Origin of the sequence: Sphingomonas lycopersici (assembly GCF_026130605.1) — a bacterium.
GTDB lineage: Bacteria > Pseudomonadota > Alphaproteobacteria > Sphingomonadales > Sphingomonadaceae > Sphingomonas > Sphingomonas lycopersici.
Genome location: NZ_JANFAU010000004.1, coordinates 371050 through 395514 on the forward strand (window position 1 = coordinate 371050; position 24465 = coordinate 395514).

At 66.5% G+C, this 24465-nt stretch carries 25 protein-coding genes; 7 read left to right on the forward strand and 18 right to left on the reverse strand.

Annotated features, from left to right (window positions below; translation table 11 throughout):
* Positions 1 to 95: 95 nt before the first annotated feature.
* The 7 genes from NED98_RS11240 to NED98_RS11270 all read right to left on the reverse strand — a co-directional run bounded on the left by NED98_RS11240 (position 96) and on the right by NED98_RS11270 (position 5262).
* On the reverse strand, positions 96 to 245 hold the full coding sequence (locus NED98_RS11240) for a hypothetical protein (RefSeq protein ID WP_265313054.1): 150 nt from the start codon (positions 243 to 245) through the stop codon (positions 96 to 98).
* A gap of 72 nt (positions 246 to 317) precedes the next feature.
* Complete coding sequence (locus NED98_RS11245) at positions 318 to 1148, reverse strand: helix-turn-helix transcriptional regulator (protein ID WP_265313055.1); 831 nt, start codon at positions 1146 to 1148, stop codon at positions 318 to 320.
* 31 nt (positions 1149 to 1179) lie between these two features.
* Positions 1180 to 1989 (reverse strand): DUF4198 domain-containing protein, encoded by an 810-nt coding sequence (locus NED98_RS11250; RefSeq protein WP_265313056.1) that lies wholly within the window; start codon positions 1987 to 1989, stop codon positions 1180 to 1182.
* 3 nt (positions 1990 to 1992) lie between these two features.
* The gene (locus NED98_RS11255) at positions 1993 to 2481 is read right to left on the reverse strand and encodes a hypothetical protein (RefSeq protein WP_265313057.1); all 489 of its coding nucleotides are present in this window, start codon (positions 2479 to 2481) and stop codon (positions 1993 to 1995) included.
* The gene (locus tag NED98_RS11260; RefSeq protein ID WP_265313058.1) at positions 2478 to 3059 is read right to left on the reverse strand and encodes a HupE/UreJ family protein; all 582 of its coding nucleotides are present in this window, start codon (positions 3057 to 3059) and stop codon (positions 2478 to 2480) included. The genes NED98_RS11255 and NED98_RS11260 overlap by 4 nt, the downstream gene beginning before the upstream one ends.
* A gap of 8 nt (positions 3060 to 3067) precedes the next feature.
* The gene (locus NED98_RS11265; protein WP_265313059.1) at positions 3068 to 4297 is read right to left on the reverse strand and encodes a DUF4331 family protein; all 1230 of its coding nucleotides are present in this window, start codon (positions 4295 to 4297) and stop codon (positions 3068 to 3070) included.
* A complete protein-coding gene (locus NED98_RS11270) occupies positions 4294 to 5262 on the reverse strand; it encodes an alpha/beta fold hydrolase (protein ID WP_265313060.1) in 969 nt (322 codons plus the stop codon). The genes NED98_RS11265 and NED98_RS11270 overlap by 4 nt, the downstream gene beginning before the upstream one ends.
* Before the next feature lie 139 nt (positions 5263 to 5401).
* Between NED98_RS11270 and NED98_RS11275 the strand changes: the two genes are divergently transcribed.
* Positions 5402 to 6061 (forward strand): 5'-methylthioadenosine/S-adenosylhomocysteine nucleosidase, encoded by a 660-nt coding sequence (locus tag NED98_RS11275; RefSeq protein ID WP_265313061.1) that lies wholly within the window; start codon positions 5402 to 5404, stop codon positions 6059 to 6061.
* Here NED98_RS11275 and NED98_RS11280 read toward each other — a convergent pair.
* The 10 genes from NED98_RS11280 to NED98_RS11325 form a co-directional block, all read right to left on the reverse strand.
* Positions 6058 to 6618: a YkgJ family cysteine cluster protein gene (locus tag NED98_RS11280; protein ID WP_265313062.1), complete on the reverse strand. Its 561-nt coding sequence runs from the start codon at positions 6616 to 6618 to the stop codon at positions 6058 to 6060. The genes NED98_RS11275 and NED98_RS11280 overlap by 4 nt on opposite strands.
* Before the next feature lie 179 nt (positions 6619 to 6797).
* Positions 6798 to 8042, reverse strand: a complete 1245-nt coding sequence (locus NED98_RS11285; protein WP_265313063.1) for an FAD-dependent oxidoreductase — start codon at positions 8040 to 8042, stop codon at positions 6798 to 6800.
* Between the two features lie 98 nt (positions 8043 to 8140).
* Complete coding sequence (locus tag NED98_RS11290; protein ID WP_265313064.1) at positions 8141 to 9118, reverse strand: YncE family protein; 978 nt, start codon at positions 9116 to 9118, stop codon at positions 8141 to 8143.
* Positions 9119 to 9127: 9 nt separating this feature from the next.
* Positions 9128 to 10021, reverse strand: coding sequence for a DUF1259 domain-containing protein (locus tag NED98_RS11295; protein ID WP_265313065.1), 894 nt, complete (start codon positions 10019 to 10021; stop codon positions 9128 to 9130).
* Between the two features lie 17 nt (positions 10022 to 10038).
* Entirely contained in the window at positions 10039 to 11436 is a 1398-nt protein-coding gene (gene chrA, locus NED98_RS11300) for a chromate efflux transporter (RefSeq protein ID WP_265313066.1), read from the reverse strand.
* Positions 11433 to 12287, reverse strand: a complete 855-nt coding sequence (locus tag NED98_RS11305) for a sulfurtransferase/chromate resistance protein (RefSeq protein ID WP_265270319.1) — start codon at positions 12285 to 12287, stop codon at positions 11433 to 11435. The genes chrA and NED98_RS11305 overlap by 4 nt, the downstream gene beginning before the upstream one ends.
* Before the next feature lie 146 nt (positions 12288 to 12433).
* The gene (locus NED98_RS11310; RefSeq protein WP_265313067.1) at positions 12434 to 13405 is read right to left on the reverse strand and encodes a DUF2268 domain-containing putative Zn-dependent protease; all 972 of its coding nucleotides are present in this window, start codon (positions 13403 to 13405) and stop codon (positions 12434 to 12436) included.
* 45 nt (positions 13406 to 13450) lie between these two features.
* Complete coding sequence (locus NED98_RS11315) at positions 13451 to 14569, reverse strand: P1 family peptidase (protein ID WP_265270316.1); 1119 nt, start codon at positions 14567 to 14569, stop codon at positions 13451 to 13453.
* Positions 14570 to 14675: 106 nt separating this feature from the next.
* Positions 14676 to 16988 carry a GH92 family glycosyl hydrolase gene (locus NED98_RS11320; RefSeq protein ID WP_265313068.1) on the reverse strand — a complete coding sequence of 771 codons (2313 nt, stop codon included), beginning with the start codon at positions 16986 to 16988 and terminating at the stop codon, positions 14676 to 14678.
* A 105-nt stretch (positions 16989 to 17093) separates the two neighbouring features.
* Complete coding sequence (locus tag NED98_RS11325; RefSeq protein WP_179511182.1) at positions 17094 to 17516, reverse strand: VOC family protein; 423 nt, start codon at positions 17514 to 17516, stop codon at positions 17094 to 17096.
* Between the two features lie 223 nt (positions 17517 to 17739).
* Between NED98_RS11325 and NED98_RS11330 the strand changes: the two genes are divergently transcribed.
* The 6 genes from NED98_RS11330 to NED98_RS11355 all read left to right on the forward strand — a co-directional run bounded on the left by NED98_RS11330 (position 17740) and on the right by NED98_RS11355 (position 23409).
* Positions 17740 to 18081, forward strand: coding sequence for an ArsR/SmtB family transcription factor (locus tag NED98_RS11330; protein WP_265313069.1), 342 nt, complete (start codon positions 17740 to 17742; stop codon positions 18079 to 18081).
* A complete protein-coding gene (locus NED98_RS11335) occupies positions 18078 to 18569 on the forward strand; it encodes an SRPBCC family protein (protein WP_265270310.1) in 492 nt (163 codons plus the stop codon). The genes NED98_RS11330 and NED98_RS11335 overlap by 4 nt, the downstream gene beginning before the upstream one ends.
* Positions 18570 to 18695: 126 nt before the next feature.
* Positions 18696 to 19235 (forward strand): VOC family protein, encoded by a 540-nt coding sequence (locus NED98_RS11340; protein WP_265313070.1) that lies wholly within the window; start codon positions 18696 to 18698, stop codon positions 19233 to 19235.
* Positions 19236 to 19248: 13 nt separating this feature from the next.
* Positions 19249 to 20187 (forward strand): helix-turn-helix domain-containing protein, encoded by a 939-nt coding sequence (locus NED98_RS11345; protein WP_265313071.1) that lies wholly within the window; start codon positions 19249 to 19251, stop codon positions 20185 to 20187.
* Positions 20188 to 20335: 148 nt separating this feature from the next.
* The gene (locus tag NED98_RS11350) at positions 20336 to 22855 is read left to right on the forward strand and encodes a TonB-dependent receptor (RefSeq protein ID WP_265313072.1); all 2520 of its coding nucleotides are present in this window, start codon (positions 20336 to 20338) and stop codon (positions 22853 to 22855) included.
* Positions 22856 to 22875: 20 nt separating this feature from the next.
* Positions 22876 to 23409, forward strand: a complete 534-nt coding sequence (locus tag NED98_RS11355; protein WP_265270301.1) for a 2,4'-dihydroxyacetophenone dioxygenase family protein — start codon at positions 22876 to 22878, stop codon at positions 23407 to 23409.
* Between the two features lie 50 nt (positions 23410 to 23459).
* On the opposite strand, the gene NED98_RS11360 is transcribed toward NED98_RS11355, so the two are convergent.
* Complete coding sequence (locus tag NED98_RS11360; RefSeq protein WP_265313073.1) at positions 23460 to 24392, reverse strand: LysR family transcriptional regulator; 933 nt, start codon at positions 24390 to 24392, stop codon at positions 23460 to 23462.
* Positions 24393 to 24465: the final 73 nt, after the last annotated feature.

Genomic DNA, 24465 nt, shown 5'->3' on the forward strand with positions numbered 1-24465 from the left:
AGCCGGCCAAGCCGATTTGACGAGCAGTGATTACGACCTGTGGTGCGCGTGGCTAGCCTTGTGGACGCCCCACGCACATCGAGTGCGTCGAACCGTCACACACCCTCCCGATCGACGGACGCCGTCGCTTCGCGCAGCGCGATGGCACATTGCTCGCAGCACACTTCGACGACGGTGCCGCCGATGGTGACCGATCGGCGCGCCTCGTCGAGCGGCATGTCGCATGCTGCGCAATTGTCCTGCATAGCTTTTCTCCTCGATTCAACGATGCCGACGGAAGGCGTTGTCCGCTGTCGATTACTTAGCCGCTCTTAAGGTCACCGTACCCGGACGGCGCGCTGGAATTCCCCCGGCGAGCGACCATAGAGCTGGCGGAACGCGGAGGTGAAATGGCTGTGGCTGGAAAAGCCGAGATCGAGCGCGAGCATGGTCAGATCGCGGCAATCGCCGAGCAGATCGAGCGCGCGCGCCAGCCGCAGGCGTAGCTGATAGCGATAGAGCGGCACCCCTTCGGCCTGTGCGAAGACCTGGGTGAGATACACCGGCGACACCCCGACCTCCCGCGCAATCGCCGCCAGCGTCCAGCGACGCCCGGGATCGGCGGCGAGCAGCAGCTTGGTCCGGTCGACCAATTTCTCGCGCCCATAGCTCGTCGCCCGTTCGTGCGAGGTGCGCTCGCCGAGCGACCGGCGGATCAGCGTGAGGGCAAGCGTTTCCGCCTCCAGCGTTTCCATTGCCCCGCGCGCGAGGCCGTGGCGCAGCAGCGCGACGAGCGCCTGCGCCCTGGGATCGATGCCGCGATGGGCGCGCCTGAAGCGGGTCGCCGGCCCCTCCGCGAGCTGGTCGGCGGGTGCCAATTCCCGGATCAGCGCGGGATCGACCGCGATCGACAAGCAACCGTCGCCGCCCGATACGGGATGGCTGACGGCATATTCCTCGTCTTCGTTGAAGAAGACGAGCTGATTGGCCTCCGCGACGGTTTCCCCCGCGCCGACATGCCGCATGAACGCGCCGCGATAGGGATAGACGAGGTGGAGCGCGGTCGCGCATTCGCTCGGCGTCTTATGCTTGCAGTCGCCGCTGCACCGTATGTCACGGATCGACAGCGTCGTCGTTTCCAGCAGCGATGTGACGCGCAATTCGTTCATGGCCTGCCCATCTCCCCGCCAATGTAGCGCATCATTCGATCGCGCCAAAGCTGAGGCTGGAGAAACTGGTGTCGAAATCGGTGAGGCTGGTTTTCGGCTGCGGCCGCGTCCAGACGACGTTGAGCTGCCAGTTGCCCTTGCCGGGCAATCTAAACACCGCACGCCCCTGCGCGTCGCTGCGGCGCATCGCGACGGGTTCGGCATCGTGGTCGAGGTCGTTCAGCTTCACCAGCGCGCCGGCGAGCGGCGTGCCGCGATAATAGATGCGCACCGGCAGCGCGCCGCCGCGCCCGATCGTCAGTGGATCGGCCTCCGGCACGATCTCCAGCGCCAACCCGGCGGGCTTCGTCACGCGGCTCGCCGGCTGCGCACCCGCAAGCCCGACGCGTACGATCGTCTTCGCGTGGCGGCTATAATTCTCCGCGCCGTCCGCATCCATGCGCCCCGCGCTGGTGCGCAGCGCGATCGCGGGCGTCAAACCTTCGACCTTGAGATAATCGTTGAAGCGGATCGCCGGCAGATGGCTTTCGGCGCGATTGTCGGTTTCGAGCACGACGACATAGGTTCCCGGCGCACCGAACGCCGCCGTCGCGTCATCCGCGCCGCCGATATGCATGCCAGGCCTGAGGTCGATCTGCCGCCCGTTCGGCGCGATCGCCGCAAACCGCACGATCCGTCGCGCGGGGATCGGCGAGCGCTGGCGATACGGGCCGTGCCCGACCTGCAGCGTCATCCGGATCGGCTCGCCCGGCGCGGCTTGCCAGCGCGCGGGTTGGAGCCAGAAATCATGCGCGTCGGCGGCGACGGCGAGTAGGCACAGCGGGGCGAAACGAAGAGGCATCGCTTACTCCAGATGATCGGGCAGATAGCCCGGCGTCACGGGCAGGATCGTGAGCGTGGCGTTCAGCGCCCCGATCGCGACAAGCCAGCCGGCAACCACACGGATTGGCAACCGCCAGCGCTTCCTTGCCAGCAGGATGCTCACGACGGTGGAGAAGGTGAGCGCCACGGCGAACCAGCCGAGCGTTCCCACGCCCGCCACCCGGCCGAGCAGTCCCGCCGTGCCGCCCGAAACGATCGCGATCACGAGGTTCAGCGCGTGGGGGCGCAAGCGATCGGGCAACCACAGGCTGCCCGCCGCGATGATGATGAGCCCCCAGGCCAGCGCCAGCAGCGGCTCGCCCGTTCCCGCGTCGGGCGTGGGCAAGACCGCACCGACGGTCGCGGCGAGCGCAATCGCGCCGAGCAGCACGCCCCCTTTCCGGCCGAAACCGACCGTCAGCCCCCCGGTCGCGACCCCGAGCAACGCGAGCGCGAGATGCGGATCTCTCATGCGCCCGCCGCCTGTACCAGAAAGACGACGCCCAGCACGGCGATCGCGCCGCCCGCCAGCCGAATCGCGATCGCGCCGTGCCGGTGATCCGCAGCAAGGCCGATCACTATGCCGACGACATGGAGAGCGCCGGTGGCGAGAACGAAGCCGGTGCTATAGCCGATCGGATCGGCGGCGGAGGGCAGTTCGCGGCCATGAGCGTAGCCGTGGAACAGCGCGAACGTCGCAACGACGGTCACCGCGAGCCAGACCGGCGCGCGGAAAGCGGCTGCGACGCAGCCGCCGAGAACGAGCACCGACAAGGCGATCCCGATCTCGACCGGCGGCATCGGCAGCGCGAACATGCCCGCTACCGCGCCGACCACCATCATCAGCGGGAAAGTAACCGGCAGCAGGTAGATCAGCGGCCGGCCGAGAAATGCGCCCCAAAGCCCGACCGAGATCATCGCGAGAAGATGATCCCACCCGCTCAACGGATGCATGAACCCCGACGCGAACCCACCGGCGAGCCCCGTCCCGGTATGCGCGGCCGCCGGGCTGGATATGATCGCAAGCGCCGCGGCGGCGACGGCCGGCACGATGTTCCTCATGACCCCGGCACCGCAGGATCGGGCGCAGCCAGGAACGGGAAGATCGAGGTGGAATGCACCTTCTCATCCGCATGGACGCCGTCGTCGATGCCGCTGGTGGTGCCATTGGCGAGCAACGATCGATAGACGTTCACCGCGTCGTAATTGATCGTGCGGCCCCCGCAATCCTTCTCCAGCGCGCGCTCGCCGTTCAGCGCGGCGCGCTCGGCCGCGAAAAGCTGGGTGCAGATCGACGAGCGGCTGTTGATCCATAACCGGTCGTCGGCAAGCAACCGCGCCAACGGCCAGTATCGCCGCGCCGGCGGGGCATTGTGGTCGACCAGCAGGCTGTCGCCGCATCGGCCGTCGAGGCCGTCGTACAATGCGATCCCTTTGGCGATCTCCGCGACAAAGGGCGCGCCGGTTGCCGGGCTCGCGTGATTGTATCGCTCCTTGATCTCGTTCTGCGCATCGTCCGATCCCAGCGTGACGAGCGGCGCATTGCCGGTGAGCGGACGCGCCGCCCGGTCGATCTGCCCTTTGGGGCCGCGCGTCGATGCCCAGACCGCGATCAGCGGGCCACCCCGGGTGACCGGCGCGAGATCGACCGAGACGACGATCGAATCCGGCGTCCATCCGCGCAGGAAGTTCGTCGGTGGTCCGCCGTTGGTGTGCCGCCACGCATCGCGGATCGCGGCGGTTTGCGCCGCATCGAACCGCGGACAGTTCGCAGCATCATAGCGCGCGGAGCCGGCGAGCGCCTTGGTCGCGACATTGTACATGTCACGCGTGCCGCGGACGTTGTTGAAGAAGGGATCGTCACGCAGCCCGGCATAGACGCGGAAGCTTTTCTCGCCGCTCAGCAGCCCCTCCGTATGGCTGGCATCGCCGCGCGCCCGGTCGACTTTCCCTAACGTGCAATCGGCGGCGGTCGCGTTGGCGAAGCGGCAAACGAGATCGATCGTCGCGGTCGTCCGGCCGAAGCGGCGTCCGCTGTCGATATGAAAGGCATAAGCGATCTTGTCGGAAAGGCTGTGCCCGACGATCGTCATCACCAGATTGAGATGCCGTCCGTCGGGCGCGATCCAGGCGAAGAGATCGCCGATGTCGGCGCGCGGATCGGCGATCACCGACGACGAATCGAGATGATCCGATGCAACGGACGGCGTCGCGGCGATAGTCGCCAGGAGCAACGCCGCGCCCTGCACGGCGCGGGACAGCGATTGCAGCACGATCGGCCCTTTCACGCTTTGGCCCCGCGCCACAGCGCGTCGGCCTCTTCGACGATCACGTCCGGCCGCTCCTCGGGCCAGAACAATTTGGCCTTTTCGATCCGCCGGACGCCGCGCGAATTGCCGAAAGCCTGCGCGAGAAAATCGGCGTTCGCGGGTTCGAAGATCGTATCGGCCGTTCCCCACACGATACGCGTCGGGACGGGACAGCGCGCCAGCATCGGCGCGATACCGCGCAACGCGTTGCCGCCCTGCGCGATCGCGTGCGCCTCGGCCTGACGCGCGCGCGCCGGGCTCGACAGAAGCGGGCCGAAATACATCTCGATCGCTTCGTCGGTGGGATTGGCCGGATCGGCGTAGCACATCCCGCCGAACTGATCGGCGGCACGGGCGCGGTCGCGGCTTGCGTACCACGGCTCGATCCATTGCTTCACATAGAGGCCGTTGCGCGCCAGCTCGATCACCGGCCGCATCGCCGGCGGTGGACTCTGCCGCTCGGTATCGCAATTGGTGAGCAACAAGGTGCGGACGCGATCGGGGTGATGCGCCGCGAGCAATTGCGCCACCGCACCACCGCTGTCGTTGGCGACGACATGGACACGGGCGATCTTCAGCGCATCGAGCAGCGCGATGAGCATCGCGGCCTGGCTCGGCGCCGACAGGTCCTGCCCCTCGGCCGCTTCGGTCGCACCCAACCCTAGGAAATCGGGCACGATACAGCGGTAAAACAGCCCGAGCTGCTCCACCGCATCCCGCCATTGGAAACCGCTCAACGGATAGCCGTGGAGAAAGAGCGCGGGGTCGCCCGATCCCTGATCGATAAAGGCGATCCGGCCGAAACCGTTGCTGACGAAGCGTCGACGCCGGCTCCATTCCGGCACGCGAAACCGATCGAAGCTCGGTGCGGCGCGCGCGGGGTGCGCGATCGCGGCGCATGCGATCGCGCCTACGCCAAAGCGCAGTATATCTCTGCGGTTCATAGCGGGTCCTCCGTTTGTGGAGGCGGTGATGCGCCAAACCGGCCGAGCGGCGCTGTCAAAATCTTTAGCGGTTGCGGGTCTTGTTGCAGAAAAGACTTCGCGCAGCCCATAAGAGGCTTCCCGATAGAAGTGAGGGTTCGTGGGCGATTTTGAGCTTATCGCGGGCAAGCGCGTCCTGTTCGTCATGGCGACGGACGCGGAATATGGCCCTCACCTCCGCAAGTTGTTCAGGCCGCTAATGACCGGCGTCGGCCCGATCGAGGCGGCGCTGGCGATGGGACAAGCATGTGCCCCGATGAAGCAATCCGGCGGCCTGCCGGATGTGGTCGTTTCGCTCGGGTCGGCAGGATCGCGGCGGTGCGCGCTTGGCGAGGTCTATCAGGTCAGTACCGTCTCCTGGCGCGATATGGATGCCTCGCGGATCGGCTTTCCGAAGGGGGTGACGCCCTTTCTCGGCCAGCCCGCCGAGATATCGCTGTCGACACCGCTACGGCTGGAAACGGCGCGGCTCTCGACCGGGGCGAACATCGTCGGTGGCGAGGCTTTCGCCGCGATCGACGCGGATATCGTGGATATGGAAACCTATGCCGTGGCGCGCGCGTGCCAGGGCTTCGGCCTGTCGTTGATCGGCCTACGCGGGATATCCGACGGCCCCGGGGAGATCGACGGCATCACCGGGTGGACCGATCTCTTGCCATTGCTGGATCAGCGATTGGCCGACGCGGTAAACCTGCTGCCCGAGGCGCTGATGCAGGTTGAGGATGCCCCGCATCAACCCGCTGTTCGAACGAGCTTCTAGCCCTCGGTCGAAAAGACGCCGTAATGCTCGCGCCACGCGGCCACTTCGTCGCGGAGATGCGCCGGCGCGGGATCGCCCGAGATAACCAGGCGGGCGACATCGCCGTCGGGATGCATCAGCATCTTCTCCGATCCGTCGCTGAACCAGACGGGCACCAGCCGGTCGCACAGGCTGTCGAGCACGATGCGCGCCATCCCGCTCTCTATCGCGTCGCTGCCGGCGAGCTTGCGGACATTGATCGAGACACCCTCGAAGCAATTGCGCGGCTCGCGCACGAAATTGAGCGAAACCAGCAGACCGGACCGATCGGGTCGGGCTTCGTCGGGCAGGCTCGCGATCCGGCGCCAAGCGCAGAACCATGTCCGGCAGATCGGAGGGCGCGTCTCGTGAATGCCGCACCCGCCCGGAACGAGATGCGCGCAGGGCGTTCCCGCTGGTTTCTTGAACTCGGGCGTATCCACCGTCAGGACGGTGCAACATGCCACGCACCCGCCGCACTCGCGATCGGCAAGCACCGGCCCCAGCAGGATGGTTTCTAGTTCCGGCTCGGTGGACATCCGCGAAGAACTGCCTCGGCGCCGACGCGAATACAAGGGCGGGCGGCAAGATAGGGGCGGGCATAAAACCTAGCCGGCGGACAATACGACCGCCGTAGCCGCCGAGGACGAGGATGCGGCTCAAGGCAGGCGCGACGCTGGTTCAGCCGCGGGATCAGCCCGGGCCGATGTCTTGCTTCTCATGCCGCGTGCCGGATCGGCTCGTCCGGCTGAGCCGGTTGCCGCGCGTCGAGGCCGAGCGGGCGCAGCGGATTGCCGATCAGCCCGCTGACCATCGCCGCCTGTATCCAGGTTGCCGGCCACAGTTTCGACAGCGGCCCGACCAGCCGGTCGCGAACGAGCGGCAACAGGCGGCTGTCGGACTGATAGACCGGCGTAAACAGCGCGGTGAGCCGCTGATACAGATGGACATGCCGTCGCCGTCGGGCGACCGCGTCGGCCAACCCCTCCCCCACGCCCTTGCTCTCGCGGAGCCCCTTGGCGAGCGCCCAGGCGTCGAGCAGCGCCATATTGGCGCCCTGCCCGAGTTGCGGGCTCGCCGAATGCCAGGCGTCGCCGATGTGGATGAGCGCGGGTTCGGCCGGATCCCGCAACGTGCGATGGGCATAATGCGCGAAGGTGAGCTGATCGGGGCTGACGATCTGATCGAGCAACGGCGCGCAAGCGGGCCACAGCCCCAGAACCTCGGCTTTCCACGCATCCAGCCCGGCGGTGCGCCAGGCGTCCAGCCGATCGGCGCGGAGCGACCAGAAGAAGGCAGCCTGCCGCCGCCCGGCGTGCGGCGACGCACCGACGGGGAGAACGCCGACCATCGTGCTCGCCCGCCGATAGCGCTGCTCGAGCGCCGCCTCGTCGAAGGTCGTCGCGTCGGGCCAGTCGAGGCTGGCCCATAAGGCGCCATAGGCCAGCGAATGCCCCGTGGGTGGCGCAAGCGGGGTGCGCGTTCCCAGCGCGTCCACGACGAGGTCGAAAGGCCCGGCCATATCGCCGTCGGCGAAATGCAGGCGACGCTTCGCGCCGTCAGCAACGCTGCCCGCCACCGTCCGTCCCGTCGCGATCGGCACGCCGGCGGTGGTGACCGCATCGTGAAGCAGCGCGAACAGGCTCGCGCGATGGATGCCGATGCCGAAGGCGGACGGGCGGCCCAGCGCGGCATAGCGCACGTCCAGCACGACGGGGCCGGCCGTCCCGGCCTGACCGATCAGCCGATCGATACGCGCCCCGCTCTCCAGCGCGATCTCGGCCAGCCCGAGCCGTTTCAGCACGGCGAGGCCGGTCGGCTGGAGCATGAGCCCCGATCCGATCGGCTGCGGCGTTTCGAACCGCTCGAACAATGTCACGCGGTGTCCGTCGCGCTTCAACAGCAGAGCGGCTGCGAGTCCCCCCGGCCCGCAACCGGCGACGGCGATATCGAGTGGCCCCATGTCTCCTTGCTAGCGCGAGAATCCCTCCGGACAACCGTCAAACGCCGGCCCTCGGCTATTTTGGCATTGGAGCCGCGACCGGCGCGACCGCCATGCGATCAGCGGCGATGAAGCAGGCTCTGTTTGAACACCCAGATCGCCGCGGGCTGCCCGCGTGACGGGACCGCGACGAACAACCTTTCGAGTTCAGGCACATAGAGCCCGGTGCGGGCGCCATCCTGGGTTTCGATGCGCTCGCGTCGGCCGTCATCGTCGACGATGTCGACATGGCCGGTGCCGCATATCACCAGCACGCGCTTGCCCGCCAGGAACAGGTCGTCGGCATCCCCGCAAGCGAACTTCAGCGACAGCGTCCTTCCGTTCCGCGTATCGATCTTCGCGAGCCCGGCGGGTAGCCGATAGGCGATCTTGATCGACTGCCCGCTGGGCTCGATCGCCATCGGAAAGTTGAGGCGCTGGAGCCCGGTCAGCCAACGTGCGAGCTGCCGTCCCTGATCGATATCCGCCGCGATGATCGATCCGTTCCCCGGCACATTGATATAGGCGCGCGCGCCCGCGAGCTGGAACCCCTCGGGATGACCGGGCAGCGCTAACCGGGCGACGACGATGTGACGCGCCGGATCGATCGTCGCGAGGCCGCCCTTGCCATAGCCGACGACGACACGCCCGTTGCGCTGGTCGACCCGAATGTTGTCGGCATCGTCGCCGAGGTCGAGCCGCGCGAGTTCGTGGTGATCGGCGGCATAAAAGCGCACGGTGCCGTCACCACAGGCGACGACCAGCTGCCGCACTGCCGGAAGCCAGGCGACGCCCTGCGGTTCGGAAAGACCCGCGATCCGCGCTTCGACGCGCCCGCCCTCGATATCGACGATATCGACCGTCCCGTTGGCGATTTCGGCGACGAGCAGGCGACGATCCGCCAGATCGATCGCGAGATGGTCGATCCGGCCGCTGGTGTCGGGGAGCGGGATCGTCCGTTCGAGCACGAACGACGAAATCGACTGTTCGGGCTGCGCCAGGCTGCATCCGGGCAGCCCGATCAGCAACGCGGCCGAGAGGCGTGTGCGGCGGCGCATCGCCGCGGCTCAATTCGCCGCGACGGCCACGTGCTTCAGCGCCGCCGCCAACCCGCGCGCCAGTTTCTGCGCGTCGTCATCGGCCCAGAAGTGCATGAAGAACAGCCGCGGCTCGTCATCGAGCATATGGTTGTGGAGCGCCGTCACCTCGATCCCGTTCGCGCGCAGCGTCCGCAGCACCGGGTTGACCTCTGTGGCGGTGAGTACGAAGTCGCCGGTGATCGCGGCCTTGCCGCCCTCGGTCGGCTGAAAATTGATCGCCTCCGCCGCGCCCATCGCCGGCGGCAAGACCATCTCGCCCTCGCGCGGCGCTTCGGCACGGGGAATGCCGAAGGCATAGACTCCGCCGCCCGCTTTGCCCTTGTGGCCAAGGATGCGGTCGAGCGCCCCGGTATCGAGATCCAGCGCCTCGGGCGCAGCCGAAGCATTCGCGGGCGGCGCCGAGAGCGGGGTGCCGCTCAGCGCCAGCGCGTCGTGCAGCGTCCGCGCCAGCTGGGCCGGGTCGCCATGTCCGGCGATGTGCATGTACATCGTGTGCGGCGTGTTGCGCAGCAGATGGTTGTGGAGCGCGGTGATCTCGATCCCGCCGGCGATCAGCTTGGCCATCACCGGATTCACCTCGGTATCGGTGAGCACCAGATCGCCCATGACCATCGCCTGCCCCGGCCCGTGCGGCGCGAACGCCAGCCACGATCCCAGCGCCAGCGCCGGCTTCAGCGTCACGCCGTCGAGCGTCACCTTGAGATCGCTGCGCGGCAGGCCGATGCGATAGACGCCGCCGGGCATCTCCGCGCCCGGCTTGCCGATCGCCGCGGCGACCGCCTGTTGCCACGGTTCGGCCGCCTGCGCGGGAACCGTGAAGGCGAGAAGGCTGGACAGGGCAATTGCCGCAACGCGCATCATGTCTTTCTCCTCTCGCCTCAGGCCACCACGCCGGACAAATAGAGCAACACGCCGACCGCCGATGTCGTCGCCAGAACCGGGATCATCCCGACCTTGAACCGAAATACCGCAATCGCGGCGCCCAGCGCGAGCAGCAATGCCGCGAGATCGAGCGACGCGAGCACCGGCACGTCGAACCCGAGCCCGGCATAATGGACCCGCCGTACCGCCCGAAACAGCGTGTGGATGCCGAACCACACCGCAAGGTTGAGGATCACCCCCACCACCGCCGCGGTGATCGCGCCAAGCGCGGCGGAGAGCGCGCGATTGCCGCGCAGCCGCTCGACGAACGGTGCTCCGGCGAAAATCCACAGGAAGCACGGCACGAACGTCACCCAGGTGGTGAGGATCGCCCCCAAGGTCGCGGCGACCAGCGGCTGCAACACGCCCGCATCGCGATAAGCGGCGAGGAAGCCGACGAATTGCGTCACCATGATCAGCGGCCCCGGCGTCGTTTCGGCGAGCCCGAGGCCGTCGAGCATCTCCCCCGGTCTGAGCCAGCCGTAGGTGCCGACCGCCTCCTGCGCGACATAGGCCAGCACGGCATAGGCACCGCCGAAGGTAACTACCGCCATCTGGCTGAAGAACAGCGCGATCTGGCTGAACACATTGCTCGGGCCGAACAGCGCCAGGAGCAGCGCGACCGGCGCCAGCCAGAGGATCAGGAAGACGCTGGAGATAGTGAGCGACCAGCGGAGGTTGGGACGCGCATGGTCCGGCAAGTCTTCCCCGAGCACGGTATCGCGGTCGTGGACGACATTCCCGCCGGACGGACCGTGCCCCCCTCCTCCCGAGAAGGCAGGCAAACCGAGCCGGCCCCCGAGATAACCGACGACTGCGGCGGCAAGCACGATCAGCGGGAATGGCGCATTGAAGAAGAAGATCGTGACGAACGCCGCGGCCGCGACCCCGCGCATCACATTGTTCTTGAGCGCGCGCGATCCGACCCGCACCACCGCCTGGACGACCACCGCCAGCACCGCCGCCTTGAGCCCGAAGAACAGCCCCGTGATCAGCGGTGTATGGCCAAGCAGGACATAGAGATAGCTGAGCCCGAGGATCGCGACGAAACCGGGCAGCACGAACAGCCCCCCGGCGATCAGCCCGCCCTTGGTCTTGTGGAGCAGCCAGCCGATATAGGCCGCGAGCTGCTGTGCCTCCGGGCCGGGAAGCAGCATGCAATAATTGAGCGCGTGGAGGAAACGCGCCTCGCCGATCCATCTTTTCTCGTCGACGAGGATGCGGTGCATCACCGCAATCTGCCCGGCGGGGCCACCGAAGCTCAGTGCCGCGATCCGCGCCCAGACGCGCACTGCCTCGCCCAATGTGATGTCGTGGCTTCGCTGCGCCGCGGCGATATCGACCGCGCCGCTCATGACCGCCCCTTTCCCGCGGCGCGCGCCTTTGCCGGCTGGTGCGATACCCAATTGTGGGTTTCGTCGGTCGCGTCGCGGCACCAGCGGAAGAAGGCGTCGTAGAGCAGCATCCCCGCCTCGAGCTGCTCCAGATCGTCGGCATACATGCGCGAAAGCCCGAGCGATGCGGCGAGCAGCCCCGCCGCCTCCGGCACGAGATCCGGCCGCGCGGTATCCGCGCCGCGCACGATCGGCGCGAGCCGCGCGAGCGCGGGATATCCGCCGAGCCCGAACGCCTCGATCATCACGTCGAAGGTGCAAAGCTCGCCGCGGTGGCTCCAGCGCACTCCTTCGCCTTCGATGTCGAACGGTGCCGCGTCGAAGCGCTCGGCAACCGCCTGCACCTCCGACGGCGCCACGAACAGGAACACCGCGCCGGGATCGACGAACCGCCGGATCAGCCACGGGCAGGCGATCCGATCGACCTTGGGCCGGGCGCGCGTCACCCAGATCGTCCGCCCCTCGGCGTCGCGCGGCGGCAAGGCCGTCTCCGGCACGAGCGGCAGGCCGGCGCCGGCCCATTCGGCAAGACCGCCGTCGAGCGCCTCCGCCGCGACCCCTTCGTGGCGCAGCCGGGCAGCGACACCCTGGCTCGATGCGCCGCCATCGCGACAGATGACGACCGCCGAGCGCCCGCGGAACGCCGGCGCCCAGCTCGCGATATCGGGCGACGGGCGATGGAAGCTGCCGGGAACGAGAAGCGGCTCGGCGGCGAATTCATCGCCCCCGCGCACGTCGATCAAGGCCGGACCGGTCGGAATGCCGATCAGCCGCGCGAGCTTGTCGGATGAGATAATATTCAAAACAGACATAACGCGCCCTTTCGCAAAAGCAGGACGCGATGCTTCAGCCTGTCGCCTCGTGGGGAGATCGCAACCCCCATGTCGTCAGTAAACGCAGCGTAACGATCGGTGTCAACCGTTGGATTCCTGCGCGTTGCGCCCGGGAGCAGATTCCGTCAAACGGGATGAGCCGCTCGCTGGGTCGTCGCAGCCTTCAGCGCCGGCGGCGGACAATTCGCCTTGGCATCGGCCATGAGGCGGACGAGCGTCGCGCGCAGCAGCTTGCGCGCCGCGGGATGATCGAGACGATCGAGCTGATCGATCCTCCGCCCGGTCGCGGTGGCGATCCGGAACCCGACATAATAGCCGAAGCGCTCGGGCAAATCCGACGGCGGGTGGCCCCCGCCCTGCAACGCCTGCGCCACGACCGCGTCGTCGGTATCGTCGAAATGGGCGGCGACGAAGCAGAGCGCCGTCGTCCAGCGCTGATCGGTCGCGGCCCTGATCGGCGCCGGCATGTCGAGCAGAAGCTGATGATCGGTCGCGCCCGGGTTCATCGAGGCCGCGGCATCGACCGCCAGCCCCTCCTGCCACAGCACGCACCAGAATTGATCGCAATCGCGAAACGCCCGCTGGTGTTCGAGGTGGAACAGTTCGTGATCGAGGAAGGGCTCGAGCGAATCGTCGGCGTGGAGCCGCGCGATCATGTCGGCGCCGAACAGCATGACGAGGCGGTGCCCGGGCTCCAGATAGTCCGAGCCGCCGTCGCGCACGCCGAGCGAATGATAGAGATAGATCGGCAGCGGGGGCGTGAAGCTCGGAAAAACGGTGCGGAACTTTGTCACGGCGTCGGACAGTGCGCCGGGAAAGGTGCTGATCGCGCGATCATATCCGTCCTGCCTCGCCGGGAAATCGGCAAGCGCCCTGGCGATGCGCCGGTCCGTGGCCGCGCCGTCGGCATAAACCCCCGGCAGCAAGGCGGAGAGCGTGCGGCGCACCGCGGCAATCCGCATCGCCTCCGGCTGCCCCGCGGTCGCAAGGGCCACCTGCTCGAAGGGCGTGGCGAGATCGGTGAAGCCAACCGGCGCCGCACCGAGGCAGGACAAGCCGAGGATCGCGAACGATATTCGGAGAATCAGATTTCGCATCGTGGCGGCCCCGTTCATCTGCTCAGCTTTCATCTTCACCGCCGATCATGGGACGCGCAGCATCGGCAGAACCTTGTCGAGCGGCAGCGCCTCGATCGTCCCCTGATCCCCTTTGACCGTGGTGCCGGCGAACAGCGAGTTGATCGCGGCTTCCTCGGTCGCCTCCGCCACAGCCTGGAATAGCGGCGACATCGCGTCATTGGCGAGCTGGTCGGACGCCGCCACCCCCGATCGCCGCGCCGGCGTGCGGCGCACCGCCGGATTGGTTGAGAAGGCGACGGCATAATCGCCCGAGCCGTTCGAGAAGCCCGAGCCGGTGCGTGCGATCCCGGCGAAGGCGCGCTCCGCCAGCCGGCGCAGGTTGCGATCGGAGAGCGGCGCATCTGTGGCAACGATCACGACGACCGACCCGTCAGCTTTCTTCTGTTCGATCTCGCGCTTGAAATCATAGCGACCGAGCCGGACGCCGACCGGCACGCCCGCGATGCTCAGCACCCCGCCGTAATTGGTCTGGGTGAGCACGCCTACCGTCCAGCCGCCGAGGGACGCGGGAAGCTTGCGCGACGCCGTGCCGATCCCGCCTTTCCAGCCGAACGCGACGGTGCCGGTGCCCGCGCCGACGCCGCCCTCCGCGACCGGCCCGTCCTTCGCGTCTTCGATCGCGCGGCGCGCATCGGCGATCGTGACGTGTCGGCCGCGGATATCGTTCAGAAAACCGTCATTGGTTTCACCGACGACGGCGTTGACCGACCGCACCTGCTCGTTCCCGGGCTGCGCCAGCGTCCATTCGACCGCCGCCGCGGCGCCCTCCGCGACATTGAGCGTATTGGTGAGGAGGATCGGCGTCTCGATCTCGCCCAGTTCCTCGATCTGGGTCGAGCCGACGAACTTGCCGAACGCGTTGGCGACGAAGAAACCCGCCGGCACCTTGTCCTGAAACAGATTGCCGCCGTGCGGCAGCACCGCGGTCACCCCGGTATGGACATGATCGCCGCGGACGATCGTCACCTGCCCGACCTTGACGCCGGCGACGTCGGTGATCGCGTTGAGCGCGCCGGGCTGGAGAACGCCGATGCGCACCCCCGCCTCCCGCGCCCGCGGCGCAGCCGACGCGGCGGTGGCCGCGATCATCAAGACGGTGACGATGGCAGCCGACGCCTTCATTCTCGCTCCCCTTTTACGTGCGGCTGCTTTTCGGGTTGGGCGAAGCGAAATCAAGAGATGAATTCGCGCGCGCCCGCCAATGCGCACCCGCGGATCGATCTGCCCGCTATCGCTTCGACATCGAAAATGGCCGCGCCGCCTCCCCGCTGCCCCAAAGCTTGTTCGGCGATGCGCTCATCGTGAAGCGCAGCTCGCCCCCGGCGCGCACCTCCTCGTCCCGGATGTAGCTGCGTTCGAGCGCGGCGCCGTTCAGCGTCACGCCGGCGACATAGCGGTTGGTGCCGGACAGGCCGTCTGCGATGACGGTGAAGCGCTTGCCGCCGGGCAGGTTGAGCATCGCGCGATCGACGAACGGCCGGCCGATGACATATTCGTTCGATCCCGGCGCGACGGGATAGAAACCGAGCGCGGTGAACACCAGCCAGGCGGACATCTGGCCGAGGTCGTCGTTGCCGGCGAGGCCGTCGGGCGCCGGTTTATATTGCGACGCCACGATCTGCGCGAGCCGCTCCTGCGTGCGCCACGGCGCGCCGGCGAAATTGTAGAGATAGGCGACGTGGTGGCTGGGCTCGTTGCCGTGGATATATTGGCCGATCAGCCCGGCGATATCCTCCGCATGGCTGTAATCGAGCTTCGAATTGTCATAGTCGAACATCGCGTCGAGCTTGGCGATCGCCTTCGCGTCGCCGCCGAGCAGGCGGATCAGCCCGGCCTCGTCCTGCGGCATGAACCAGCTATATTGCCACGCATTGCCCTCGGTATAATCGGATCCGTAATTGATCGCGGTCGGATCGAACGGCGTGCGGAATGCGCCCGACGACAGCCGCGCGCGCACCCAACCGGTGCTGGCATCGAAACTGTTGCGCCAATAGCCCGCGCGACGCTCGAAACGGTCGGCGATCTGCGTCCGCCCCATCGCGCGCGCCATCCGCGCGATCGTCCAATCGTCATAGGCATATTCGACCGTCTTGGACGCCGCCTCGGGCTCCTTGTCGGTCGCGACATAGCCGCGCGCGATATAATCACCGAGCCCGCCGTAAGGCGCATAATCCGCGCTCGCGACCATCGCGTCGAGCGCCGCATCGGCGTCGAACCCGCGGATGCCCTTCAGATAGGCGTCGGCGATCACCGGCGCGGCGTGATAGCCGATCATCGTCCAGGTCTCGCGCCCCGCGAACTGCCACACCGGCAGGATGCCATACGGGCTGTGCCGCCGGCTCTCGACGAGCGAACGAACGACGTCGACGTTGGTCTGCGCTGGCTGAACCAGCGTGAGCAGCGGATGTTCGGCGCGGAACGTATCCCATAATGAGAAGGTCGAGCGGAAGGTGAAGCCCTTGGCGACATGGACCTGATCGTCGGGCCCGCGATAGCGCCCGTCGGCATCGCTCCACACGCTCGGCGCGAGCAGCGCGTGATAGAGCGCGGTATAGACATTGGTGCGCATCGGCGCGGGCGCGTCGATCTCGATCGCCCCCAGCGCCTTCGCCCAGGCCTGTGCGGTGGCGCCACGGATCGCGTCGAAACCGCCGGGCTCGGCATCGAGATTGGCGACCGCCCCCGCCTCGTCGACGCCGGACAGCGCCACCCGCACTTCGAGCGGGGCGGTCAGCCGGCCGAAATCGAGCCGCGCCTCCAGCGCCCGTCCCAGCTTCTCCGCCACCGCATCGCTGCCCCGGCCCGGCCCCTGAAAGCCCTTGTACGCCACCGCGGTATCACGATCGACGAACGCATGCCCGGTCAGCGGCGCGGAAAAGCGCATCGCGAAATAGAGCTTGCGGCCGGGCGCCCAGCCGCGCGTCTCGCGAAATCCGGTCAGCGTGCCATCCGGGCGGAGATGCAGCCCCGACCACAGGATCTTGCCCGGATAATTGTAGAGCGACGTGCGCAGGTCGATCAGCAGATGCGCCGCGCGGCCGGCGGGGAAGCTGTAGCGGTGGACCCCGATCCGCGTCCCGGCGGTCAGTTCGGCGCGAATATCGTGATCGGCGAGCGTCACCGCATAATATCCGGGCCGCGCCACTTCCGACGCGTGATCAAAGCGCGATCGATAGCCCGAACTCGGCCGCCGCGGATCGCCCGGATCGAGCCGCACCTGCTCGCCCGCCTGCGGCATGACCAGCACGTCGCCGAGATCGGAATGGCCCGCGCCCGAGAAATGCGTGTGGCTGAACCCCTGGATCGTCGGATCCTCGAAGCGATAGCCCGCGGCATGCCCGTAGCAGGCGCGGATCTCGCAACTCGTGTCGGTGTCCGGCGACAATTGCACCATCCCGAACGGCGCGGTCGCGCCGGGAAAGGTATGCCCCTCCCCGCCCGTCCCGATCATCGGATCGACCGCATCGATCGGCGCGGGGACGGTCGTCTGCGCCGCCGCCGTGCCGGAAATCACCAGTGCAAGAGAAAGAAGGATACGCATGACGCGATCTAAGCAGGTGTCGCCGCGTCGCGGAAGCGCTCGTGCAGGGCAAGTCGGGCTGGTTCGCTGTCGGTCCCAGCCCGCCCCGCATGAGCGGCAGAGCCATCAGATTGAAAACGTAACGAATCCCTTCTCGTCGATATGCCACGCCGGGTTCCACGCGATTTCCCAGGCGTGATCGTCGGGATCGGCGACATAGCCGCGAACGCCGCCGTGCGGCGGCGCATCGGCGGGCCTGACGATACGTCCGCCCGCCGCGGTCAGGCGGGCCATCACCTCTTCGACCTCGGCCTCGCTCGACACATTATGCCCGAGCGAGAAGGCGCCGGGAGAGGATAAGCCGAAGCGATTCATGTCTTTTTCGAGCGCGGTCTTGTCGAACGTCCCCAGCACCGATCCGTTCATCTGATAGAAGACGATCTCGTGATTCTCGAACACCGGCGCCCAGCCGAATCCGTCCACGTAGAATCGACGCGACCGCGCCAGATTCGCGACGCCAAGCGTGATGACCGATATCTGTTGTTGCATAACCAAAACCTTCCATTCGCTCCCGCGCCAGTGCGGGCAGCGTTCAAGGTCTTGGGACTCAACGCCGCAGCGAAGGTCAGGGCCCGTTTTCACGGGGACCGGGCTAACCGCACCGGCCTCCCCTTTTTCGACGGCGCGCTTTTATCAGCACCGGCATCGGCCGGCAACACGACCGTCGTGATCCGCTATTGACGAATATGTGCAATCATGCATATGCACGGATATGGATATAGATGTTTTCGACGCCCTGGCCGATCCGACGCGACGCCGCGTGGTTGCGGCGTTGCGGCACGGCGAGCGGCAGGTGAACGATCTCGTCGCGGCGGTGGGCATCCACCAGTCGGGCGTGTCCCGCCATCTACGCATCCTCAGCGAGGCGGGGTTCGTCACGATGCGGCCGGACGGGCAGCGGCGGCTCTACTCGCTGGCGCCCGGCCCGTTTCGCGAAATCGACGAATGGCTCGCCCAGTATCGCGCGCTCTGGGAGAAGCGGCTCGATCGCTTCGGCGCCGCGCTCGAGGCCCGGCAGGCGCAACAAGATCAAGCACGGAGTGAAGAAGAATGACCGATCAGATCCAGTCGAGCATCGTGATCGAGCGCAGCTATGCCGCCGACCGCGAGGCATTGTGGGCGCTGTGGACGACGAAGGACGGGTTCGAATCCTGGTGGGGCCCCGAGGGATTCCGGGCGGACGTGCGGGAGATCGAGGCGCAGCCCGACGGCGCGTTGCACTATGCGATGGTGGCCGACGCGCCCGACATGGTCGCCGCGATGAAGCAGATGGGCCAGCCGACATCGACCGAATGCAAGGGCCGCTTCTCGGAATTCCGCCCCTATGACCGGCTGGTCCTGACGCAGATCATCGACTTTCTGCCGGGGGTACAGCCCTATGACAGCACGATCGAGGTGGATTTCATCCCGGCCGCCGAGGGGAAGGTGCGGATGATCGTCACGCTGCACCAGATGCACGACGCGAAGATGACGCAGATGCAGCGCATGGGGTTCACCAGCCAGCTCACCAAGCTCGACAAACGCTTCGGCTGGACCGGCTGACCGGCGGCAGCCCGATCATCGAAGTTCCAAGCCCGGATTCGCATTTTTGAAAATTTCACCTATAAGAACTTCCGATGTCGAAAGGCGACCGGAAGATCGCCGCGGGAGAGAGAAGAGAGCGGCAGCATGGATCTGGGCTTCGGGCAGACTTTGGGCGGGATCATGCAGACGGCGTTCGTCGTCGAGGATCTTCGCGCGTCGATCGACCATTTCGTGCGCGATTGCCGGGCTGGCCCGTTTTTCGTGCTCGAACACTTTCTCGCGCCCGATCAATGCTATCGCGGGGAGCCGTCCCGCGCTGACGTCACGATCGCGATGGGGTTCGCCGGGCATATGCAGATCGAGCTGATCCAGCCGCTCGACGACAATCCATCGGTCTATCGCGAGACGATCGACCGGCGCGGCTATGGCTTTCACCATTTCGGCATCGCCTGCGCCGATGTCGATGCCGATCTGGGCCGGTATCAGGCGCGCGGCTATCAACTGGCCTTTCGCGCCGCCGTTCCGACCGGCGGTGCCGTGGCGTATCTGGAAGGCGGCGACGTGGCCGCGCCGGCCTTCCTGGAGCTTCTGCCCGCCACCCCGGCGATGAACGAGCATTTCACGCGCTTCTGGCGCGCCTCACGGGCATGGGATGGACGGGATCCCGTCCGGCCCTTTCTGTGACGGGAGGGTGGGCGTGGGAACGATCGAAAAGTTCGCAACGACCCGGATCGCGCCGCGCCAGCGGCTGCGTTACTGGAACGATCTGGTCGACCGGATCTACACCGGCACCTGGGTCAACACGCAGGGCGAGGAATTCCGCGGCGAGATGTGGCGCTGGGACATCGGCGACCTGGCGATGATCCGCCCGCGTTCCACGCAATCGACGGTCGGGCGGCGCGGCGCCGCCGCCGGGGGCGAGGAGCGCGTGATCCTGCACCTGCAGTGCCGCGGCAGCAGCCGCCACACCCAGAACGGCGACGAATGCGTGCTGCAGCCGGGCGATTTCGTGCTCAGTTCGCCGCACCAGCCCTATACGATCGATCTTCGCGAGCATGAATTGCTGGTGGTCGAATTCCCGCGCGCGCCGCTGGCGGAGCGGATACCGAAGCTGGACGACATGCTGCGCCGGCATATGACCGGCGGCACCCCCGGCGGGCGCGTATTCCACGATTTCCTGCTCTCGCTGTGGCAATTGGGCGATCAGAGCGAGCTGGACCCCGAATGGGAAAGCGGCGTGACCACGGTATTCTACGATCTGTTCGCGCTGGCGATGCGCGGTGCGCAGCACGCCCCGCGCGGCGCGCATGCCGGCGATCACGCGCTGAGCGAACGCATGGTCTCGCTGGTCGAGGCGAGCCTGGGCGATCCGGCCTTGGGCAGCGCGATGCTGGCGACATCATGCAACACCTCGATCCGCACGATCCAGAACGTGTTCGCCGCAATGGGCACGACCCCGACCGCCTATATCCTCGAACGCCGCCTGCGCCGCGCGGCGGACCGGCTGATCGTCGCCCCCGATACCAGCATCACCGATATCGCCTTCGACCTCGGGTTCAACGACAGCGCCTATTTCACCCGTTGCTTCCGCCGGCATTTCGGCGCCGCCCCGCGCGACTGGCGCGCCGCGCGCTGATCCCCACCGCTGCGTCTGCGTTTCCGTCCTGACGATCTGCGCCGCAGTGCAAGCACCGGCGGCGCCGGCGACGGCAGTGTTCCCCGGTCATCTGCGGCGAAGCCCGAAGGCTTCGGATCAGGCGCAGATGGTTCGGGGGAGGTTTGCGATGATCGAGCGCGTATCGGTTTCACTCGCCGTTCTTGCGGCGGCGCTGGCCGCGCCGGCGACGGCGCAGGAGCAAAAGGCGTCCAGCGAGGGAATTCAGGACATCGTCGTCACCGCGCAGAAGCGCGTGGAGAATGTACAGAACGTCCCGATCTCGATCAGCGCCTTCACCGCCAGCGCGCTGCAGGAGCGCGCCGTGACCAGCGTCGCCGCGATGTCGAACCTCGCGCCCAATGTCACGCTCGATGCGGGAACGCCGTTTTCCGGTTCGGGCCAGGTGCTCGCCGCCTATATCCGCGGCATCGGCGCGAACGATTTCGCGTTCAACATCGATCCGGGCGTCGGCATCTATCTCGACGGCGTGTATCTCGCGCGATCGGTGGGCGCCAATCAGGATCTGCCCGACGTCGAGCGGGTCGAGGTGCTCAAGGGGCCGCAGGGCACCTTGTTCGGCCGCAATACGATCGGCGGCGCGATCTCGATCGTCACCCACGATCCGGGCGACAAATTCCGCTTCATCGGCAGCGCCACCACCGGCAGCTACAATCTGATCAACGTGAAGGGCACGGTCGATGTCCCGATCGCCACCGGCCTTGCCTCGTCGCTGAGCTTCGCGGTCAACAGCCGCAACGGTTATCTGCGCCGCATACCCTATCCCGGTGCCACGGCTTACGCATCGGATCCGGTGACCGCGTTCCGCGCGTCGGGCTATGAGAATATCGGCTACGGCACCGAGGGCGGCGACAAGACCTATAACCTGCGCGGCAAGATCAAATATTCGGGCGGCGGCTTCCGCGCGGTGCTCTCCGCCGATTACAGCAATACCGATACGTCACAGATCGCCAATCGCGTGATCGCGATCTTCCCGGGGATTTTCGCAGGCACCTATAATTGCGCGATCGCGGGCAATCCGGTGGTCGCCGGCGGGGGCAGGTGCGATTCCCAGATCGCCGGCCCGCCGGCGGTTGCCTATGCCGCGCGCCGCGGCGGGCTGACCGGGCTGTTCGATCATCCCGCCTTGTTCGGGGTCAATGCCGATGCCAACCCGGACAATAACCGCCTGCCCTACGACGGTCGCTTCATCACCAAGGATATCGACACCAGTTACGCGAACGGCAACAACTTCAACAAGCTGAAGCAGGGCGGCGCGGCGCTGACGCTCGAATATGATCTGTCGCGCAACGCGACGCTCAAGTCGATCACCGCCTATCGCCAATTGCGCTGGAAGGTCGCGATGGACCTGGACGGGTCGCCGCTCAACTTTCTCAACACCAGCTTCCCGATGTTTCAGAAGCAGTTCAGCGAGGAATTGCAGCTCACCGGGAATGCGCTGGACGACCACGTCAAATATGTGCTCGGCGCTTATTATTTTACCGAATCCGGCAATATGCGCGATTTCGTCACCTTTGCCGAAGGGCTGTTGCAGGTCGACGGGCCGAACAATCTGGCGACGCGGAATTTCGCTTTCTATGGCCAGGTCGATTACAAGGTGACCGAGCGGCTGGGCCTGACGCTGGGCGGGCGTTACACCCGCGAGAACAAGGAATTCGAAGGGTTCCAGTCCGATCTCAACGGGCTGAACTACAAATTGGCGCAAGCCTTCGGCAATCCCGATTGCGCGTCGCTCGATCCGATCAGCGATCGATGCCGGATCGATAACGGCTTCCCCAATCCCGGCCAGCCGCTGCGCTATTATATCGCCGGGGTGCAGAAGCAGACGTTCAGCAACTTCTCGCCCAAGGTCGGCCTGCAATATCATCCCGGCGACGATGTGATGATCTTCGCCAACTGGTCGCGCGGCTACAAGACCGGCGGCTGGACGACGCGGCTGTCCGCGCCCCTGCCCTATGCGCCGACCTTCGGGCCGGAAAAGGCCGAGACCTGGGAGGCCGGGGTCAAATCGACATTGCTGGCGCGGCGGCTGCAGATCAATGCCGCGGCATTCCTGACCAATTACAAGGGCATCCAGCTCAACTTCCAGCAGGGGGTTTCGCCGGTGATCCAGAATGCCGGCGACGCGCGGATCAAAGGCTTCGAGCTGGAGATGACCGCGCTGGCCGCGCGCGGCCTCTCGCTGACCGGATCGGCGGGCTATACCGATGCTTATTACACCAATGTGCTGGCCGGCGCGGCGGTCGCGCCCTCGGCGCTGCAGGTCGGCGTGTTCAAGGGCGCGACCTTGCCCAAGACGCCGAAATGGAAGCTCAATTTCGGCCCGCGGTACGAGGCGGAGCTGGGCGGCCACGGCACGATCGTGCTGCTCGGTGACGTGACCTATACCAGCGCGGTCAAAAACGACACCGAGGGGACCTATCTGCTGATGCGCCCCGCCAATGCGCTGATCAACGCGAGCGTCACCTACAAGGCACCGTCGGGCAATTGGGACGTGACGCTGGGCGGCACCAATCTGACCGACAAGAGGCTGATCGTCACCGGCCAGGCGCAGCTCGCCGGCGGCCCGATCTTCGGCACCTATAACCGCCCGGCCGAATGGTATGCGCGGCTTGGCGTGAAATTCTGATGCAGAAGGAAACACCCCCCATGAGCACGATGAAGGCACCCCCGTCCGGCGCATATAAGATCGTCGACATCCCGGAGCTTTACCCCGATCTGATCCGCGCGCGCGGGGTGGAGGGAAGCTATGTCGGCGCGTCCGAGGCGGAGAGCCCGTGGGTGCCGTTCGGCGACAATGCCGCGATCCGCCACCTCGCCTTCGACGTGCGCGACAACATCTACGTCAACATCCTGTGGATCAAGGGACCGGGGGTGATCGGCACCCACAAGCATCGCGGACGGGTGTGGGCGATCGGGCTCGAGGGGTCGTTCCGCTATCTCGAATATGGCTGGGTGTGCCGGCCGGGCGAGTTCATCACCGAAACGCCGGGGACGGCGCACACGTTGGTGACCGACGATCCCAATGGGATGAAGGCGCTGTTCCACATGCAGGGCGCCAATGAATTCTACGACGAGCACGGCAACCACATCGAGACGCTCGATGTGTGGTGGTTCATGAACCACTATGAGAGCCATTGCCGCGAACACGGGCTGCCGATCAACGAGCAGCTTTACCTGTAGCGTCAAAGTTCACGAAGTTCACACGAGTGAGCGGTTGTGGCGCGCCGCCGTCACGCGATCCGCGCCGAGCCGTAGCGCGGATCGCCGACGACGCTCTCCAACAGGAAATTCTCAACGATATCACCGTAATAGCCGCAGCTGTCATCCTTTCGGAACCACAATAGCTGCCAGGTTTCGGTCGGATAAAGCAGAACGATCGCCTCGCGCATCGCCAGCGGGATCATCGCCTCGGTGAACATGCCGACCGCGACGCCACTCTCCAGCATCGAGACGAACACGTCGAAATAGGGCGGGCGCCCGACGATCTGCGCCGGCCGGATGCCGTGCCGTCCCAGCGCTTTCAGCTCGTCGCGCTCATAAGTGCCGCTGATCCGCGGCAAGGCGAAGGGCAGCGCCGCAACCTCGTCGGCGGTCAGCGGCAACGCCCGCCCCCCGGCCAGCCGACGGTGCCCGTATATGCCCCCGCGGACCAGCGCGACCGGCCGCAGGAAATCGGCGACCGGGGCGGGCTCGATCTGATGGACGAGCGCGAAGTCATATTTTGCGCGCGCCAAGGCCGCGTCCAGTTCCTTGCGCGGCAAATGAAGGTCGAACACCAGTTCAACCTCCGGGTGACGGGTAAGAAAGCCGCCGAGCTTGGGCCGAATGAAGTTTTCCGCCAGCCCCTGCCCGATCAACAATTGGAAGCGTGTCGATCCGGTCTTGACCGGATTCGCCCGCCGATGCGCCGCCAGCGCGGTGGTCGCTGCCTCGAAGCGCTGGAGATCTTGCAGGAAAGCTGCGCCCGTCGGGGTGATCAGCGGGCGCCGGCCCGGCTTGCGATCGAGCAGCGCGACCCCAAGTTGCTCTTCCAACGTCTTGAGTTGATTGCTGACCGATGCCTGAGAAATACCGAGATTCTCGGCGCTTATCCTGAAGCTTTTGGTTGCGCAGAGGCTCGAGAATACTTCGAGCTGGCGCAATGTGAATGGCAGATTCGCCATATGATCCTCCCGCCACAAAATCATAATCTACAATCAATGTCCTGTCATCACTTGGCGATGCATTGCTTGCCTG

Coding starts and splice junctions, on each gene's coding strand:
- NED98_RS11285 (WP_265313063.1), bottom strand. CDS start 8,042: ATGGGGCCACTCGATATCGCCGTCGCCGGTTGCGGGCCGGGGGGACTC.
- NED98_RS11250 (WP_265313056.1), bottom strand. CDS start 1,989: ATGCCTCTTCGTTTCGCCCCGCTGTGCCTACTCGCCGTCGCCGCCGAC.
- NED98_RS11310 (WP_265313067.1), bottom strand. CDS start 13,405: ATGCGAAATCTGATTCTCCGAATATCGTTCGCGATCCTCGGCTTGTCC.
- NED98_RS11335 (WP_265270310.1), top strand. CDS start 18,078: ATGACCGATCAGATCCAGTCGAGCATCGTGATCGAGCGCAGCTATGCC.
- NED98_RS11340 (WP_265313070.1), top strand. CDS start 18,696: ATGGATCTGGGCTTCGGGCAGACTTTGGGCGGGATCATGCAGACGGCG.
- NED98_RS11315 (WP_265270316.1), bottom strand. CDS start 14,569: ATGAAGGCGTCGGCTGCCATCGTCACCGTCTTGATGATCGCGGCCACC.
- NED98_RS11290 (WP_265313064.1), bottom strand. CDS start 9,118: ATGCGCCGCCGCACACGCCTCTCGGCCGCGTTGCTGATCGGGCTGCCC.
- NED98_RS11360 (WP_265313073.1), bottom strand. CDS start 24,392: ATGGCGAATCTGCCATTCACATTGCGCCAGCTCGAAGTATTCTCGAGC.
- NED98_RS11280 (WP_265313062.1), bottom strand. CDS start 6,618: ATGTCCACCGAGCCGGAACTAGAAACCATCCTGCTGGGGCCGGTGCTT.
- NED98_RS11330 (WP_265313069.1), top strand. CDS start 17,740: ATGGATATAGATGTTTTCGACGCCCTGGCCGATCCGACGCGACGCCGC.
- NED98_RS11295 (WP_265313065.1), bottom strand. CDS start 10,021: ATGATGCGCGTTGCGGCAATTGCCCTGTCCAGCCTTCTCGCCTTCACG.
- NED98_RS11355 (WP_265270301.1), top strand. CDS start 22,876: ATGAGCACGATGAAGGCACCCCCGTCCGGCGCATATAAGATCGTCGAC.
- NED98_RS11305 (WP_265270319.1), bottom strand. CDS start 12,287: ATGTCTGTTTTGAATATTATCTCATCCGACAAGCTCGCGCGGCTGATC.
- NED98_RS11245 (WP_265313055.1), bottom strand. CDS start 1,148: ATGAACGAATTGCGCGTCACATCGCTGCTGGAAACGACGACGCTGTCG.
- NED98_RS11320 (WP_265313068.1), bottom strand. CDS start 16,988: ATGCGTATCCTTCTTTCTCTTGCACTGGTGATTTCCGGCACGGCGGCG.
- NED98_RS11255 (WP_265313057.1), bottom strand. CDS start 2,481: ATGAGAGATCCGCATCTCGCGCTCGCGTTGCTCGGGGTCGCGACCGGG.
- NED98_RS11270 (WP_265313060.1), bottom strand. CDS start 5,262: ATGAACCGCAGAGATATACTGCGCTTTGGCGTAGGCGCGATCGCATGC.
- NED98_RS11350 (WP_265313072.1), top strand. CDS start 20,336: ATGATCGAGCGCGTATCGGTTTCACTCGCCGTTCTTGCGGCGGCGCTG.
- chrA (WP_265313066.1), bottom strand. CDS start 11,436: ATGAGCGGCGCGGTCGATATCGCCGCGGCGCAGCGAAGCCACGACATC.
- NED98_RS11325 (WP_179511182.1), bottom strand. CDS start 17,516: ATGCAACAACAGATATCGGTCATCACGCTTGGCGTCGCGAATCTGGCG.
- NED98_RS11240 (WP_265313054.1), bottom strand. CDS start 245: ATGCAGGACAATTGCGCAGCATGCGACATGCCGCTCGACGAGGCGCGC.